General features: G+C 60.9%; 12 protein-coding genes. 8 read left to right on the forward strand and 4 right to left on the reverse strand.

The window, feature by feature from the left end:
• The first annotated feature begins 38 nt into the window (after positions 1–38).
• The 3 genes from CPter91_RS04000 to folE2 all read left to right on the forward strand — a co-directional run bounded on the left by CPter91_RS04000 (position 39) and on the right by folE2 (position 3,785).
• Positions 39–911, forward strand: coding sequence for a polyprenyl synthetase family protein (locus CPter91_RS04000; protein ID WP_061937213.1), 873 nt, complete (start codon positions 39–41; stop codon positions 909–911).
• A 12-nt stretch (positions 912–923) separates the two neighbouring features.
• Entirely contained in the window at positions 924–2,795 is a 1,872-nt protein-coding gene (dxs, locus tag CPter91_RS04005; RefSeq protein ID WP_061937216.1) for a 1-deoxy-D-xylulose-5-phosphate synthase, read from the forward strand.
• A gap of 186 nt (positions 2,796–2,981) precedes the next feature.
• Positions 2,982–3,785: a GTP cyclohydrolase FolE2 gene (folE2, locus tag CPter91_RS04010; protein ID WP_061937219.1), complete on the forward strand. Its 804-nt coding sequence runs from the start codon at positions 2,982–2,984 to the stop codon at positions 3,783–3,785.
• 54 nt (positions 3,786–3,839) lie between these two features.
• Here folE2 and CPter91_RS04015 read toward each other — a convergent pair whose 3' ends face one another.
• Positions 3,840–4,397, reverse strand: coding sequence for a cob(I)yrinic acid a,c-diamide adenosyltransferase (locus CPter91_RS04015; protein ID WP_061937222.1), 558 nt, complete (start codon positions 4,395–4,397; stop codon positions 3,840–3,842).
• Positions 4,398–4,535: 138 nt separating this feature from the next.
• On the opposite strand from CPter91_RS04015, the gene CPter91_RS04020 reads away from it, so the two are divergent.
• The 5 genes from CPter91_RS04020 (at position 4,536) to glcF (ending at position 11,215) form a co-directional block, all read left to right on the forward strand.
• On the forward strand, positions 4,536–5,945 hold the full coding sequence (locus CPter91_RS04020; protein ID WP_061937225.1) for an FAD-binding oxidoreductase: 1,410 nt from the start codon (positions 4,536–4,538) through the stop codon (positions 5,943–5,945).
• 314 nt (positions 5,946–6,259) lie between these two features.
• On the forward strand, positions 6,260–7,147 hold the full coding sequence (locus CPter91_RS04025; RefSeq protein ID WP_099047269.1) for a LysR substrate-binding domain-containing protein: 888 nt from the start codon (positions 6,260–6,262) through the stop codon (positions 7,145–7,147).
• A 184-nt stretch (positions 7,148–7,331) separates the two neighbouring features.
• On the forward strand, positions 7,332–8,855 hold the full coding sequence (locus CPter91_RS04030; protein WP_061937231.1) for an FAD-linked oxidase C-terminal domain-containing protein: 1,524 nt from the start codon (positions 7,332–7,334) through the stop codon (positions 8,853–8,855).
• A 20-nt stretch (positions 8,856–8,875) separates the two neighbouring features.
• Positions 8,876–9,961: a glycolate oxidase subunit GlcE gene (gene glcE / locus CPter91_RS04035; RefSeq protein WP_061937234.1), complete on the forward strand. Its 1,086-nt coding sequence runs from the start codon at positions 8,876–8,878 to the stop codon at positions 9,959–9,961.
• Between the two features lie 15 nt (positions 9,962–9,976).
• Positions 9,977–11,215, forward strand: coding sequence for a glycolate oxidase subunit GlcF (gene glcF, locus CPter91_RS04040; protein ID WP_061937237.1), 1,239 nt, complete (start codon positions 9,977–9,979; stop codon positions 11,213–11,215).
• Positions 11,216–11,238: 23 nt separating this feature from the next.
• Here glcF and CPter91_RS04045 read toward each other — a convergent pair whose 3' ends face one another.
• The 3 genes from CPter91_RS04045 to CPter91_RS04055 are packed head-to-tail and all read right to left on the reverse strand — an operon-like array spanning position 11,239 to position 16,208.
• Positions 11,239–12,420, reverse strand: a complete 1,182-nt coding sequence (locus CPter91_RS04045) for a porin (RefSeq protein ID WP_061937240.1) — start codon at positions 12,418–12,420, stop codon at positions 11,239–11,241.
• A gap of 16 nt (positions 12,421–12,436) precedes the next feature.
• Positions 12,437–14,908, reverse strand: coding sequence for a glycoside hydrolase family 31 protein (locus CPter91_RS04050; RefSeq protein ID WP_082792590.1), 2,472 nt, complete (start codon positions 14,906–14,908; stop codon positions 12,437–12,439).
• A 22-nt stretch (positions 14,909–14,930) separates the two neighbouring features.
• Entirely contained in the window at positions 14,931–16,208 is a 1,278-nt protein-coding gene (locus CPter91_RS04055) for an MFS transporter (RefSeq protein ID WP_061937243.1), read from the reverse strand.
• Between the last annotated feature and the right edge of the window lie 6 nt (positions 16,209–16,214).

A 16,214-nucleotide genomic window follows, 5' to 3' on the forward strand; every position in this document is an offset into this window, starting at 1 on the left:
ATGTAACGCCGGCGGCAGAACAATCGTTTGGCGAATGGATGCGCCAGGTGCAGTCCGAGATGGAGGCGGTGCTCGGTGAGTTGTTGCCATCAGAGAATACTGCGCCCGCCAGGCTGCATCAAGCCATGCGTTATGCGGTGCTGGACGGCGGCAAGCGCGTGCGGCCTTTGCTGGCATTTGCCGCTGGGGAATTATTTTCCGCGTCGGCAACGGTGGTGCAGCGAGCGGCGGCCGCGGTTGAAATGATCCACGCCTATTCGCTGGTGCATGACGACATGCCTTGCATGGACGATGACGCCTTGCGCCGCGGCAAACCGACCGTGCATGTGCAATACGATGAAGCCACCGCCTTGCTGGTCGGCGATGCTTTGCAGGCACAGGCGTTCGTGGTGCTGGCCGAGACCGATACCGCCGGCTTCGATGCGGCGCGGCAGATCGTCATGTTGCGCCTGCTGGCGCAGGCTTCCGGTTCGCTCGGCATGTGCGGCGGCCAGGCTATCGACCTCGCCAGCGTCGGCCTCAGCCTGTCGCTGGATGAGCTGGAACAGATGCACAAGCTGAAGACCGGCGCCTTGCTGCGCGCTGCGGTATTGCTGGGCGCCTGGGGTGGCAAAGCGCTGGCAAAGGACGAAATCGATGCGCTGGAAGCCTACGGCACGGCGATCGGGCTGGCGTTCCAGGTGGTAGACGATATCCTCGACGCCACTGCCGATTCCGCCACGCTCGGCAAAACGGCAGGCAAGGACGCCGCCGACAACAAGCCGACCTACGTCTCGATCCTGGGTTTGCCGGAATCGCAGGCTTTGGCAGAAAAATTACGCAATGACGCCCACCGGGCGCTTGCGATCTTCGGGGACAAGGCACGCCGCCTGCGCGAGCTGGCGGATTTGATCGTGCAACGGAAAGCTTAGGGTTCAGGGCATATGGAAATACTTAATACAATCGACAGCCCGGCAGACCTGCGCAAGTTGTCGCGGGCGCAACTCAAGCCGCTGGCGGACGAACTGCGCGAATTTGTCATCGAATCGGTGTCGCAGACCGGCGGCCATCTGTCGTCCAACCTCGGCACCGTTGAACTGACGATTGCCTTGCACTACGTCTTCAACACGCCGGAAGACCGCGTGGTCTGGGACGTCGGCCATCAAACCTATCCGCACAAGATTCTCACCGGCCGGCGCGAGCGCATGAACACACTGCGCCAGCTGAACGGCATCTCGGGTTTCCCGCGCCGCGACGAAAGCGAATACGACACCTTCGGCACTGCTCATTCATCGACCTCGATTTCCGCTGCATTGGGCATGGCGCTGGCCGCCAAAACTAAGGGCGAGACTGAGCGCCACGCAATTGCCGTGATCGGCGACGGCGCCATGACCGCCGGCATGGTGTTCGAAGCCATGAACAATGCGGGCGTGTACGACGACATCAACATGCTGGTGATCCTGAACGACAACGACATGTCGATCTCGCCGCCGGTAGGCGCCTTGAACCGCTACCTGGCGCGCCTGATGTCGGGCCAGTTCTACGCCCAGGCCAAGAATGTCGGCAAGTCGATCCTGCCGGCGCCGATGCGCCAGCTGGCCAAACGCTTTGAAGAACATGCCAAAGGCATGGTGGTGCCTGCCACCATGTTCGAGGAATTCGGTTTCAACTACATCGGCCCGATCGACGGCCATGACCTGGAATCGCTGATCCCGACCTTGCAGAACCTGAAGAACCTGAAGGGTCCGCAATTCCTGCACGTGGTGACCAAGAAAGGCCAGGGCTACAAGCTGGCGGAAGCTGATCCGGTGCTGTACCACGGCCCCGGCAAGTTCAATCCGGCCGAAGGCATCAAGCCGGCCGCGGTCAGCAAGATGACCTACACTCAAGTGTTCGGCGACTGGCTGTGCGACACCGCGGCGCAAGACGAAAAGCTGATTGGTATCACGCCGGCGATGTCGGGCGGCTCAGGCCTGGATACCTTCGCCAAGCGCTATCCCCAACGCTTCTATGATGTCGGCATCGCCGAGCAGCACGCCGTCACTTTCGCTGCCGGCATGGCATGCGAAGGCTTGAAGCCGGTGGTGGCGATCTACTCGACTTTCCTGCAGCGCGCCTACGATCAGCTGATCCATGACGTCGCCCTGCAAAACCTCGACGTCACCTTCGCACTGGACCGTTCCGGCCTGGTCGGCGCCGATGGCGCCACGCATGCCGGCAACTACGACATGGCCTACCTGCGCTGCATTCCGAACATGGTGGTGATGGCCGCCTCTGACGAAAACGAATGCCGCCAGATGCTGACCACCGCTTATCAATACAATGGTCCGGCTGCGGTGCGTTATCCGCGCGGCGCCGGCACCGGCGCTGCCATCGATCCGGCGCTGACGGTACTGCCGTTGGGCAAAGGCGAGATCAAGCGCCGTGGCCATCATGTCGCGATCCTGGCTTTCGGTTCGCTGCTGGCGCCGAGCATTGCTGCCGGAGAATTGCTGGATGCGACGGTGGTCAATATGCGCTTCATCAAGCCGCTGGATGTGGAGCTGGTGCTGGAACTGGCCGCTTCCCACGATGCGCTGGTGACGGTGGAAGAGGGCTGCATCATGGGCGGCGCCGGCGCAGCGGTGGCTGAAGCGCTGGCTGCTGCAGGCTGCGTCAAGCCGCTCCTGAACCTGGGCTTGCCGGACAAGTTTATCGATCATGGCGACGCCGGCCTGCTGCTGGCGCAGTGCGGGTTGAATGCCGAAGGCATCGCGGCCTCGATACGCCAGCGCTTCGGCAAGGATCAGCCGCGCCTGGTCGTCAATCAGAAATAAGCTGGCCCTGGCGCCAGCCGTTGTTGCAGTAATTCCAGCCAGGATGCTGCCGCCGTCATGCGGCAGCGTGCCAGCCATACTATTCCAATCCCCCGGCTTGCCGTCCGCACCTATGGTGCGTGACAGTGAGCCGGGACAAGACCGCCAAGGCAGTCTTTTGTCCATTGCGCAAAGGTTAAACCTCAAATGAATACCCGTGACCAGAACCTGACCATTCCAGACGTCCAGAGCAGCGTCGACACTCGCCGCCTGGCGATCCAGCGCGTCGGCGTCAAAGGCGTGCGCTATCCGCTGACGGTGCGTACCGGGGCGGCGGCGCAAGCCACGGTCGGCAGCTGGAATATGTACGTGCATCTGCCGGAGCAGCAGAAGGGCACCCACATGTCGCGCTTCATCGCCCTGCTGGAAGGGCTGGACGGGCCTTTGGATGTGGCGTCGTTCGGAGAACTGTTGCGCAAGATGGTGACGCTGCTGGACGCCGAGCGCGGCCGCGTCGAACTGAGCTTCCCGTATTTCATCAACAAGACCGCGCCGGTTTCCGGGGTCCAGAGCCTGATGGATTACGAGGTCGGCCTGACTGGCGAGATCAATCAGGGCGCACTGGAAATTACCTTGAAAGTCATGGTGCCGGTGACCAGCCTGTGCCCATGTTCGAAGCAGATTTCAGCCTACGGCGCGCACAACCAGCGCTCGCACATCACGGTGAATGCCGTGCTGGATGGCGAGCTCCAGGTGGATGAGTTGATCGCTCGCATCGAAGCCCAGGCTTCCTGCGAACTGTTCGGCCTGCTCAAGCGTCCGGATGAAAAATACGTGACCGAGCGCGCCTACGAGAATCCGAAATTTGTCGAAGACCTGGTGCGCGACGTCGCGGTCGCCTTGAATCAGGAGCCGCGCGTGCTGGCCTATGTGCTGGAAGCGGAAAATTTCGAATCCATCCACAATCACTCTGCCTATGCCTTGATCGAGCACGACAAGCGCAGCAACTAAGATTGCAGCTTTTCCGCTAAAAGGGCGCGGCGTCGCAAACGCCGCGCCCTTTTTTCATGTATCCCTTATTCGATCCTTTTGCCACAGCACGTCGCTGCCGCCATTCGTGCGGTTCAGCACCCGCGACAGCACGAACAGCAGGTCCGACAGGCGGTTCACATACTGCCGCACCGGCTCGCTGACGGTCTCGCTCTTGCCCAGGCTGACGATGTTGCGTTCCGCGCGCCGGCAAACCGTGCGGCAGACGTGCACCAGCGCCGCCGCATGGCTGCCGCCGGGCAGGATGAAATCCTTGAGCGGCGGCAGGTCCGCATTATATTTTTCCAGTAGCTGGTCCAGCCGCGCTACCTGGCCGTCGTTGACCAGGGTATAGCCAGGTATGCACAGTTCGCCGCCGAGGTCGAACAGATCGTGTTGTATCGACAGCAAGGTCTCGCGCAGCGCCGATTCCAATGGATCGCACAGCAACAGGCCGAGCTGGGAGTTGAGTTCGTCGACGTCGCCGATGGCTTGTATGCGCAGGCTGTCCTTGTCGACCCGGCTGCCGTCGCCGAGGCCGGTGCTGCCTTTGTCGCCGGTACGCGTGGCGATCTTGGAAAGTCGGTTGCCCATGGAATTGAAGATATGTGAGATGAAATAGCGATGCTGCTACTGTACACCAGCGCGTAGCGATACGTAGCGATACGTAGCGGTACGTATCGGCACGACCGGCCGCCGCAGAGTAAAATTCATGGCAAAGGAGAGCTTCCCATGAATCACATCACCGATCTCGCAGCCTTGAAGAAAGCGCTGCCGGAAACCCTGCTGGCATCTCTCAAGACCCTGTTTGGCGAGCGTTTCTCGACCGCCCAGGCGATGCGCGAGCATCATGGCCGCGATGAATCGTCTTACGATCCGATGCTGCCGGACGCCGTAGTGTTCGCCGAAAGTACCGAAGAAGTCGCGGCGCTGGTCAAGTTGTGCAACGAACATCAGGTGCCGGTGATCCCTTTCGGCAGCGGCACCTCGCTGGAAGGCCATGTGCTGGCGTTGCAAGGCGGGATTTCGCTTGATCTGTCGCGCATGAACCGCTTGCTGGCGATCCACGCCGAAGACTTGACTGCGACGGTGCAGGCCGGCGTTACCCGCAAGCAGCTGAACCACGAGATCAAGGACAGCGGCTTGTTCTTTCCGATCGATCCGGGCGCCGACGCTTCGATCGGCGGCATGGCAGCCACCCGCGCCTCCGGCACCAACGCGGTGCGCTACGGCAGCATGCGCGAGAACACCCTGGCGCTGACGGTAGTGACGGCCGACGGCCGCATCATCAAGACTGGCACTCGCGCCAGGAAATCGGCGGCTGGCTACGACCTGACGCGCATCTTTGTCGGCAGCGAAGGTACGCTCGGCGTCATCACCGAAATCACGGTCAAGCTCTATCCGCAGCCGGAAGCGATTTCCGCCGCGGTATGTTCGTTTGAAAATATCGCCGACGCGGTCAATGCCGTGATCCAGACCATACAGCTGGGCGTGCCGATCGCGCGGGTCGAGCTGCTGGATGAAAACGGCGTGCGGGCTATTAACGCCCATGCCAAGCTGGCGCTGCCGGAGCAGCCGCTACTGCTGTTTGAATTCCATGGCAGCGAGAACGGCGTCAAGGAACAGGCCGAAGTGGTGCAAGCGCTGGTGACCGATCATCACGCCAGCGGTTTCGAGTGGGCGACGCGGCCGGAAGACCGTTCGCGTTTGTGGGCCGCGCGTCATAACGCCTATTTCGCCTTGCTGCAATTGCGTCCGGGCAGCCGGGCGATTTCCACCGATTGCTGTGTGCCGATCTCGCGCCTGGCGGAATGCATACTCGACACCAAGGCTGATTGCGAAGCCAATGGTCTGGTGTATTCGATCATCGGCCATGTCGGCGACGGCAATTTCCACACGCAGATGCTGGTCGATCCCGGCAACGCCGCCGACATCGCGCGCGCCGAAGGCGTCAATGCGCGCATGGTCAGCCGCGCCATCGCCATGGACGGCACTTGCACCGGCGAGCATGGCGTCGGCCTGCACAAGATGGATTTCCTGATCGAAGAACATGGTGTCGAGGCAATCGCCACCATGCGCGCGCTCAAGCACGCTTTCGATCCCAAGAACATCATGAATCCAGGCAAGATCATCCGGTGGTGATTCGCGCAAGAGTCATCTGGGGTCAGAGTCGACTTTCGCGGTGCTTTTTCGGGAAACTCGACTCTGACCCCACATGACGGATTCGGAGAAAGACAGAATGCGCTACGTGGTTTTTTCACAGTAGCGAAGCATGTACTCCGTAGCCCGCTAAGTGGGGGCGGAGTGAAGTTTCTGCAAAAAGCGTGCAGAACTACACCCCGACCCCAGTTAGCTAAGCATGTTGAACGCGACGATAACCGGGTTACGGCTTCCTCGTGTTTTATGAAACTCTTAATAAGTCAGCAAACGGGTCAGCCATGTCGAATAAAGCCCCCCTGGTCAATCGCCTGCCGCCGGTGCATGCCTTGTCCGCATTTGAAGCCGCGGCGCGCCACCATTCCTTCGCCGTGGCGGCGGAAGAATTGTGCATCACGCCGTCGGCGCTGTCGCACCGCATCCGCTTGCTGGAGGATTTTGTCGGCGAACGCCTGTTCTCGCGCGAGGGCCGTACCGTGGCCTTGTCGGAATTCGGTCACCGCTACCTGGACGTGGTGCGCAGCGCCTTGCGCACCCTGACTGAATTCCCGTTGCCGCAGCGTCACGCCCAGGTGCAGCCGCGCGTCAAGATCACCGCGCCGCCGACGTTTGCGCGGCAATTGCTGATTCCGCATCTGCACAGTTTCGTCAGCCGCCATCCCGAGATCGTGGTGGAAATATTCTTGTCGGTGCCGCTGTATGACCTGAGCCTGACGGAGAGCGACCTGGAAGTCCGTTTTGGCGCCGGCAAGTATCCCAACACCACTACCGAAAAATTGTTCGAGGAGCCGACCTTTGCCGTCGCCAGCCCGGAATACCTGAAGAAAATCGGGCCGCTGAAGCAGCCGGCGGATCTGCGCAAGGCAAGCCTGTTGCGTTCAGCACTGGAGCCGTGGCAACCCTGGTTCCAGGCGGCCGGCCTCGACTGGCCCGAACCATCTTCCGGCTTGCGCGCTGATGACCTGGGTTTGCTGCTGGAGCTGGTGCGGCACGGCCACGGCGTCGGACTGACCCGCAAGCACTTTGCGCGCGAGCTGATCGAGCAAGGCAAGCTGGTGCAGCTGTTTGACATCAGCCTGACCTCGCCGCCGCATGCCTATTATCTGGTGTACCAGCAAAAGCCGCAGGAACGACCGGAAGTAACGACTTTCATCGACTGGATGAAAGCCACCTTCAGCAGCATCTGAGGGGCCCCGCATGACCTGCCTGGTGTAGCCCGGCAGGTCTCGCGGCCCGACCCCTGAAAACATTTCATCGGCAGCCTGCAAGCTTTTCAGTCGGAATTGGCAGGAAAGCATTTTGCCGGCCTGGCAATGGCCTTATACTCGCTGAGAGACGTTTCAATCATAAAACTACAGCCGGGAAGCCAGCATGACGTTTTCAGAGCCAGCACCAGCCTCGGCGCCAGTTACAGGCGCCGCTGAATCGACCTTTAACCCAGCGCGCCAGCAGCAAGTGGTGGCGGCGCTGCGCGCGCTGCTGCCGGCGCATGCCTTGCTGTACAACGACGAAGACACCCGTCCCTACGAATGCGACGGCCTGGCCGCTTACCGCCAGAGTCCGATGGTGGTGGCCCTGCCGGAAACCGAGGCGCAGGTGGTGGCCATACTCAAGACCTGCCGCGACCTGAAGGTTCCTATCGTGCCGCGCGGCGCCGGCACCGGCCTGTCCGGCGGTGCCTTGCCGATCGCTGACGGCGTGGTGCTGTCGACCGCCAAATTCACCCGCATCGTCAAGCTCGATCCCTATGCGCGGACTGCAGTGGTGCAGCCCGGCGTGCGCAACCTGGCGATTTCCGAGGGCGCCGCGCCGCATGATCTGTACTACGCACCGGATCCGTCTTCGCAGATCGCCTGCACCATCGGCGGCAACGTCGCCGAGAATTCCGGCGGCGTCCATTGCCTCAAGTACGGTTTGACGGTGCATAACGTGTTGCGGGTACGGATGGTGACCATCGACGGCGACATCATCGAACTGGGCGGCAGCGCGCTGGATGCGCCTGGCCTCGATCTGCTGGCGGTGTTCATCGGTTCGGAAGGCATGCTGGGCGTGGTCACCGAAGTCACGGTCAAGCTGATTCCGAAACCGCAGGCGGCGCGCGTCATCATGGCTTCTTTCGACGATGTCGTCACCAGCGGCAATGCGGTCGCCAGCGTGATCGCTGCCGGCATCATTCCGGCCGGGCTGGAAATGATGGACCGCACCAGCTCGCGCATGGTGGAGCCCTTCGTCAAGGCCGGTTACGATACGGATGCCGCCGCCATCCTGCTGTGCGAATCGGACGGCAGTACCGAAGAAGTGGAAGAAGAAATAGAACGCATGAGCGCGGTGCTGAGCGCCAGCGGCGCCACCCGCCTCGAAGTATCGACTTCGGAAGCCGAGCGCCTACGCTTCTGGTCGGGCCGCAAGAACGCTTTTCCGGCGGCCGGCCGCATTTCGCCCGATTACTACTGCATGGACGGCACCATCCCGCGCAAGAACCTGGCGCAAGTGCTGCTTGGCATAGAACAGATGGAAAGCAAGTATGGCTTGCGTTGCGCCAATGTATTCCATGCCGGCGACGGCAACCTGCATCCGCTGATTCTGTTCGACGCCAATATTCCTGGAGAATTTCATCGGGCCGAAGAGTTCGGCGCTGAAATCCTGGAGCTGTGCGTGGCGATGGGCGGCACCATCACCGGCGAACATGGCGTCGGCATTGAAAAAATCAACTCGATGTGCGTGCAGTTTTCGCCACTGGAACGCGAGGCGTTTTTCAGCGTCAAGCGGGCCTTCGACACGGCATTTCTGCTGAATCCGGACAAGGCGATTCCTACTTTGCAGCGCTGCGCCGAGTACGGAAAAATGCACATACAGCGCGGCGTCATGAAGTTTCCCGATCTACCCCGGTTTTGAGACATGACACGACACTAAACATGGACCCACAAGATTTCAAACAGCAGGCTAGGGCGCAGATCCTCGGCGCGGCGGCAGAGAGTCGCGCGCTAGAAATTTGCGGCGGCAGCAGCAAGCGCTGGTACGGCCAAGAGGTGCAGGGCGAACTGCTGGATACGCGTGGCTACAGCGGCGTCATCGACTACGAACCGACCGAGCTGGTGATCACCGCCCGCTGCGGCACGCCATTGGTGGAAATCGAGTCCCTGCTGGCGCAGCATCAGCAAATGCTGGCTTTCGAACCTCCGCATTTCGGCAGCAACGCCACCCTGGGCGGCATGCTGGCCAGTGGCTTGTCGGGGCCGGCGCGGCAGGCGGTCGGTTCCTTGCGCGACTTTGTGCTGGGCACGGTACTGATGGATGGCAAGGGCGACGTGCTGCACTTCGGCGGCCAGGTCATGAAAAATGTCGCCGGCTACGATGTGTCGCGCCTGCTGGCGGGCTCGCTTGGCACGCTGGGTTTGATATTGGAAGCCTCGGTCAAGGTGCTGCCGCGTCCGCTCGCGGTCAGCAGCCGGCGGTTTGCCATGACCCAGGCCGAGGCGATCCGCAGCTTGAATCAATGGGGCGGGCAGCCGCTGCCGCTGTCAGCCAGTTGCTGGCATGACGGCATGCTGACCATACGTCTGGCCGGCGCCGAGGCCGCAGTGCGCGCCGCCCAACACAAGCTGGGCGGAGAGGCGGTCGCGGACGACGAGCAGTTCTGGCGGGCGTTGCGCGAGCAGACGCATTCTTTCTTTGCCGGCGTCGCCGGCGGCAAGGCCTTGTGGCGCTTGTCCCTGCCGTCGATCGCCGAGCCCTTGCCGCTGGCCGGCGCAATCCTGATCGAATGGGGTGGGGCGCAACGCTGGCTGCTGGCGGACGAAGGTTCCGCGCCGGATGCAGCCGCCATCCGCGCGGCGGCGAGCGCCGTCGGCGGCCATGCCACTTTGTACCGAGGCGGCGATAAAAGCGTCGGCGTGTTCCATCCGCTGGCGCCCGCTGTCGCGCAAATCCATCGCCGTTTGAAGGCAGGTTTCGATCCGGCGGGAATTTTCAATCGCGGCCGTATGTATCCGGATTTCTAGAAAAAAAACGCAACCATGCAAACCAATCTAGCCGATTTCATCAAGAACACGCGTGACGGCAAGGAAGCCGACGCCATCTTGCGCGCTTGCGTGCATTGCGGGTTCTGCACCGCCACCTGCCCGACCTACCAACTGCTGGGCGACGAACTGGACGGGCCGCGCGGGCGCATCTACCTGATCAAACAGGTGCTGGAAGGGAAACCAGCCAGCGTCAAGACACAATCGCATTTGGACCGCTGCCTCACTTGCCGCAATTGCGAATCGACTTGCCCGTCAGGAGTGGAATATGGACGGCTGCTGGATATCGGCCGCAAAGTGGTGGAACGCCAGGTCGGGCGCCCATTCGGCGAGAAGATGGCACGCAGGGTATTGAAGGAATTCTTGCCGCGGCCATGGCTGTTCAAGCCGGCCATGGCCGCCGGACAATTGCTGCGGCCGTTGCTGCCGCAGAAACTCAAGAACAAGATTCCCATCAGGCAGGCTGCGGGAGTCAAGCCGCAGCGCCAGCACGAGCGCAAGATGCTGCTACTGGACGGCTGCGTGCAGCCGGCGATGTCGCCTAATATCAACAGCGCCACGGCAAGAGTGCTGGACGCGCTGGAAATACAGCTGCTGGTGGCGCCGAAAGCCGCTTGCTGCGGTGCTATCCGTTATCATCTCAACGACCAGAGCGGCGGCCTGGACGACATGCGGCGCAATATCGATGCCTGGTGGCCGTATGTCATCGGCAGCAACGGCCAGGGCGTGGAAGCGATCGTGATGACCGCCTCCGGCTGTGGCGTGACGGTGAAGGAGTACGGTCACCTGCTCGCGGCCGATCCTCAGTATGCCGTCAAGGCAAAAGCTATCTCGGCCTTGACCAAGGACCTGAGCGAAATCCTGCCTGAGTTTGAAATCGAGCTGCAACAAAAGCTGAGCGGAAAATTTCCTCAGCGCGTGGTCTATCATCCGCCCTGCACTTTGCAGCATGGCCAGCAGATTCGTGGCAAGGTGGAAGGCCTGCTGCGCGGCGTCGGCGTCGATGTGCAGTTGTGCGCCGACAGCCATTTGTGTTGCGGTTCGGCCGGGACCTATTCGGTCTTGCAGCCGGATTTGTCGTATCGCTTGCGCGACAATAAGCTGGAAAAACTGCAGGCCACCCAGCCGGACATGATCGTCTCCGCCAATATCGGTTGCCTGACGCATCTGCAGTCAGGCACCGAGACGCCGGTCAGGCACTGGATAGAGTTGCTGGACCAGGCGCTGTCGTCCTGACCAGCACCTCGCCGCGCTGATGGCTAGAACTGATGGCGGATGCCCATCGCCGCGACAAATTGCTTGCCATTGGAAGACGGTGTGCCGTTTTGCGAATCGCCAACGACGGCGACTGCATTGACCAATGTCACGCCATTCGCTCCCAGGGTCTGCCCGCGCGCTTTCTGATAGGCTTCCAGGAAATACAACGCCGTCCGCTTGGAAAAATCATAGGTCTGTTCAAGCGAAAACTGCTGGTAGCTGGCCGGATCGCTGATGCCGTTCGCTGCCGTTTCGCGCGTATAGCTGTAGCCGGCGGCCAGCGTGGTCGCCGTCGTCAGCTTGTAGGTGGAGATCAGCCCACCGGTATTGAAGGTCGCCTGATGCGAGAACAGCGATGCCGCTCCCGGCGTCATCTGAACATTGGAAAAATTCAGTCCTAGCATCAGATTGCCGGTGACGTTATAGCGCGCCGCGGCGGCAATCATCTGTACCGATTTGGCCGAGGCGTAGCCAGCATTCACCGGCGACTGCGCATAGCTGCCTGAGGTGACATTTGGATCCCACTGCGCAAAGCCCTTGAGATTGTTGTTGTTCAGTTTCAGATATCCCACTGCCAGGCCGAGCGCGTTGTAGTCGTAGCGCAGCGCCGCACTGGTGGAATTGCCGGAGCTGATGGTGCCGGCGTTTTCGCCGAAGCCGTACAAGGCGCTGGCCTGGAAGCCCGAGATCAGCGGCGTTGCATACACCAGGGAATTGTTGATGCGGATGGTGGTGTCGAGTCCATCCAGGTCGCCAGGATGGGCGCCGGTGGCGCCGGTCAGCACGCCGGTCGGCCCCAGGCCGCCGACATAGCGCCAGTACGGGGTGTACTGGCGGCCAAGGGTAAACGTGCCGTAGCGGGCGTCGCTCAGGCCGACAAAAGCCTGGCGGTTGAAGGCCTTGGTGGCATCGCTCTGGGCCCCGGTGTCGATGTTGAAACCCTGCTCCAGCGTGAAAATCGCCTTGCTGCCGCCGCCCAGGTCTTCGCCACCGGTGAAGCCCAGCTTGCTGGCGTTCAGGTTGCCGCTGTTGATGTAGGTGTTTGCATTGCCGCGCTGGTTGCTGGAATGGATGATGGCGGCGTCGGCGGTGCCGTAGATCGTGACGCTGGTTTGCGCTTGAGTATACGCCGCGCCGGTCAGCGCGCTGGTTGCCAGTAATAGTTTTAGTGTTGTGTTTTTCATGTCTCCCCCTGGGGTTTTATTGATTGAACCGCTTCAGAATGCTGACGATCTTTTCCTTGATGGAGAATTTCGGATCGGATTGCAGCTTGATTTTCAACTGGATCTCGCGTCGTTGATTGACGATGGCGTCGCCCAGGATGGCGGCGGCGCTTAGTACTACCTGACGCATTTCATGCTGCGGCAGCAGTAGCGTGACCAGGTCTGATGGCGGCTGGATGCCGCTGCATTCGAGATCGATATCCAGCGTCTCGGCATTGCTCTGCACGCGGATTTTCCACAGGCTGCTCTTGCCGTCGAGGTAAGCATTGCTGTCACCGTCATCGTCAAAGAATTCAACGGAGAAAGCGCCGTCAAGCTGGTGCGGAAACAGCATGAAGCCTTGCTGATGGGCGGGGCGGTTGAAATGCTGTTCGGCGACGTTGATGGCCATCGCGCTGCCGGCCCGCGCCAGCAGCGGCGGCTGTTCGCCCACCGCCGGCAAGGTAATCTCTTGCCCGCCTTGATGGTGGGCGCCGCTCCAGAAGTCGTACCAATCGGCGCCGGCGGGAAGGTAGACGGTGCGGCTGGTTTGTTCGGGCTCGACCACGGCTGCCAGCAATAAGCTGGGGCCGATCAGCATGTCGTCGTTCTCGGAAAAGCACTTCGGATCGTTCGGGAAAGCCAGGAAAGTCGGCTTGATCATCGGCTCGTAGTGCTGGTGATAACGCCACAGCAGATCGTAGAAATAAGGTGTCAGACAGGCGCGCAACTTGAGCAGGTTGCGGATCGCACCGGTAATCTCGGGATACATCCAGGCTTCGTTGACGGTCCGGTCGTCGTTCCAGGAATGGATCGAAAAACGCGGCATGAAGATACCGAACTGTACCCAGCGCAGCAGCAGATCCGGACTTGGCGCCGGGCCGCTGAAACCGCCGACGTCGTGGCCGGTGTTGGAAATGCCGGACATGGCCAGGCCCAGCCCCATCTTGATGTTGTACTTGAGTGTTTGCCAGGATGTGTAGTTGTCGCCCGACCAGGTCTGCACATAGCGCTGCATGCCCGCGGCGCCAGAGCGTGACACCAGGTAGGGGCGCTTGCCTGGTGCGAATTCGCTCTGTGCTTCGCGCGAGGCGGCCATCATCAGCAGGGTTTGCAAGCCCTTGGCCTCGACTGCCTTGAAACGCTGGCCGAATCCGTCGGCGGTGGCGCGCGGATTCAATACCTGGAATTCGTTGTTGTCATTCCAGGTAGCGGCGATGCCGTATTCCAGCAAGGCGGTGGTTACGCCCCGCTTCCACCAGGCGATGGTGTCCGGATTGGTGAAATCCAGGTAAGCGCCGACTTCGTCCCAGAACTGCACCATTTCCGGCTTGCCGTCCTGGTTCTTGATGAACAGGTTCAGGCTTTCGGCTTCGCTGAAGCGCGGATGATCCTGCAGCAGACAAGGCTTGATGTTGGCGCACAGCCGCACGCCATGCTGCAGGTAGTGTTCGGCAAAGGCTTTGGGATCGGGGAATTTGTCGCGGTTCCAGTTGAAGACGTAGCGCTTGTTGCCGATCGAGGTGTAGCCGGACGACAGATGAAACGAATCGCACAGCATGTCGTGCTGCTCGCAGCCGGCCAGGAAGCCATTCATTTGTTCCTGCGCGTCCGGCTGGTCGGTATAGCTCATGGTGGAACCGGAATAGCCGATGCCCCATTTCGGCGTGAACGCCGGCTTGCCGGTCATCCAGGTATAGCGCTGCACTACCTGCTCCATGCTGTCGCCGGCGATGAAGTAGTAGTCGAGGTCGCCATGGTCGGCGACGAAGTAGCGGTAGTGGCCGTGATAGTTGTCCAGTTCGCAGCCCATGTCCAGCTTGCCTTCGGACAGGGTGTCGTAGAACAGGCCGAAGGCAGCTTGCTGGCGTTTGCTCCAGGTGATATAGAACGGAATATGCTTGTACAGGACGTCGGTGCTGCTGGCGTTGTAGCCCATCGCATCGATGGTCCTGAGAGAAAAGCTGCGGCCGTGGCGGTTGGTGTCGCCGCTGCGCTCGCCAAGGCCGAAGTACATCTCATCCTCGGCGTCGCGCTTCAGATAGTGATACACCTTGTCGTCCCAGTAGCCGAAATTGACGGCTTGCGTGCTGCGGTCGCGTGCCAGTTCTTTCCATTCGCCGGCGGGGCGGGTTTCCCAGCTGCAGTACAAGCCTTTCAGCTGCACCGTCAGACGGATCTTTTCGGTTTGTATCTGCAGGGCGCCGTCCAGTTTGCGCAGGGTGAAGTCAGGCAGGGAAAAGCCGGCCAGCGACAGCCGCTCGCGTCCCTCCAGCGGTAAGGGCTCGGCGCCAGGCGCTATCGCCCAGGTGCGCGGGAAATGCAGCTGCGCATCCGGCAGCACCATGACGCGGATGATGTCCTGCTCCAGTACGAAGATGTGGGCGACGTGGCCACCCGCGCTTTTCAGCATCAGTGTGGCGCCGTTCTTTTCTGCCAGATGAAATTCAGGAATATGGTTAACCGACATGCAGATCTCCAGGATGCTTGATTCAGATTCTTGACACTGTGGCGCTGTTGTCTTTGTAGCCGCGATACAGCAGGAACAGGATGGTGGCTCCTACCACGTCGAACATGCCCAAGGCCGCAAACAGCGGGGTATAGCCGATCGATTCCGCCAGTTGCCCGATCAGCAGTGAAAACGACAGGCCGCCGATCCAGCTGATCATGCCGGTCAGGCCGTTGGCGGTGCCGACTTCACGGGTATTGAAAACGTCGGTGGTCATGGTGTTGACAAGGCCGGAAATCATCTGGTGGGCGAAACCGCCGATGCAGAAGAGGGCGATTGCAACATAAGGGCTTTCTACATAGCCGACAAAGCCGACGCTGGTCATCAGCAGGGCGCCGGTGGCGATGCCGGCGATGCGCGAGTTGACCAGCTTGAACTTGAAGTGCTTCATCAGGAAAGGCGACAGGTAGCCGCCCAGAATGCCGCCCATGTCGGCGGCGAAGAAGGGCATCCAGCCAAAAATCGCGAACTCTTTCAGGTTCATGCCGCGCACCGAAATGAAGTACAGCGGGATCCAGAAGTTGAAGGTTTGCCAGGCCGGTTCGGCCAGGAAGCGCGTGATGGCGATGCCCCAGAAGCGGCGCGTGCTGACGATAGTCTTGACCGAGGGTTTGGCGTGCGCCTGGCTTTCGGCGATGCTTTCCTGGCCGGAAAGGATGTAGTCGCGCTCTGTATCACTCAGGTTAGGATGATCCTTGGGGGCGCGGTAAAAGAAGAACCACAAGCCGGCAAAGATGAAGCCGAGCGCGCCGGTCACGATGAACGCGGCTTGCCAGCTGTGCTTGTACAGCAGCCAGGCCACCAGCACCGGCGCGATCACTGCCCCCATGGAAGTGCCGGCGTTGAAATAGCCGACCGCTACCGAGCGTTCCTGTTTTGGAAACCATTCCGAAACTGCCTTGATGCCAGCCGGTATCGCCGCCGCTTCGGTCAGGCCGAGCAGGCCGCGGAAGAATGCCAGCGAGATCCAGCCGGTGGCGAAGCCATGCAGCATGCCGACTACCGACCAGGCCGCCGCGAACAGGGCGAAGCCCACTTTCAATCCGAGGAAGTCGATGATGTAGCCGCACACCGGCTGCATGATGGTGTAAGCGACCTGGAAGGCCGCCACCACATAGGAGTATTCCTTGGTGGAGAAATTCAGGTCGTGTTTCAGCGTGTCCGCCAGCACGCCGAGAGAATTGCGCGAGATGTAGTTAAGGATGGTGCCAAAACAGACGAGGGCGATAATCCACCAGCGTAGGCCTTTGATGCGTTTCATATTGGT

The organism is Collimonas pratensis (assembly GCF_001584185.1).
GTDB classification, from domain to species: Bacteria; Pseudomonadota; Gammaproteobacteria; order Burkholderiales; family Burkholderiaceae_D; genus Collimonas; species Collimonas pratensis.

What these genes read in the sequence shown, in the direction of transcription:
- CPter91_RS04020 (WP_061937225.1), top strand. Translation starts at nt 4,536, where the DNA reads ATGAATCACATCACCGATCTCGCAGCCTTGAAGAAAGCGCTGCCGGAA.
- dxs (WP_061937216.1), top strand. Translation starts at nt 924, where the DNA reads ATGGAAATACTTAATACAATCGACAGCCCGGCAGACCTGCGCAAGTTG.
- CPter91_RS04030 (WP_061937231.1), top strand. Translation starts at nt 7,332, where the DNA reads ATGACGTTTTCAGAGCCAGCACCAGCCTCGGCGCCAGTTACAGGCGCC.
- glcE (WP_061937234.1), top strand. Translation starts at nt 8,876, where the DNA reads ATGGACCCACAAGATTTCAAACAGCAGGCTAGGGCGCAGATCCTCGGC.
- glcF (WP_061937237.1), top strand. Translation starts at nt 9,977, where the DNA reads ATGCAAACCAATCTAGCCGATTTCATCAAGAACACGCGTGACGGCAAG.
- CPter91_RS04050 (WP_082792590.1), bottom strand. Translation starts at nt 14,908, where the DNA reads ATGTCGGTTAACCATATTCCTGAATTTCATCTGGCAGAAAAGAACGGC.
- CPter91_RS04055 (WP_061937243.1), bottom strand. Translation starts at nt 16,208, where the DNA reads ATGAAACGCATCAAAGGCCTACGCTGGTGGATTATCGCCCTCGTCTGT.
- CPter91_RS04000 (WP_061937213.1), top strand. Translation starts at nt 39, where the DNA reads ATGCGCCAGGTGCAGTCCGAGATGGAGGCGGTGCTCGGTGAGTTGTTG.
- folE2 (WP_061937219.1), top strand. Translation starts at nt 2,982, where the DNA reads ATGAATACCCGTGACCAGAACCTGACCATTCCAGACGTCCAGAGCAGC.
- CPter91_RS04045 (WP_061937240.1), bottom strand. Translation starts at nt 12,420, where the DNA reads ATGAAAAACACAACACTAAAACTATTACTGGCAACCAGCGCGCTGACC.
- CPter91_RS04015 (WP_061937222.1), bottom strand. Translation starts at nt 4,397, where the DNA reads ATGGGCAACCGACTTTCCAAGATCGCCACGCGTACCGGCGACAAAGGC.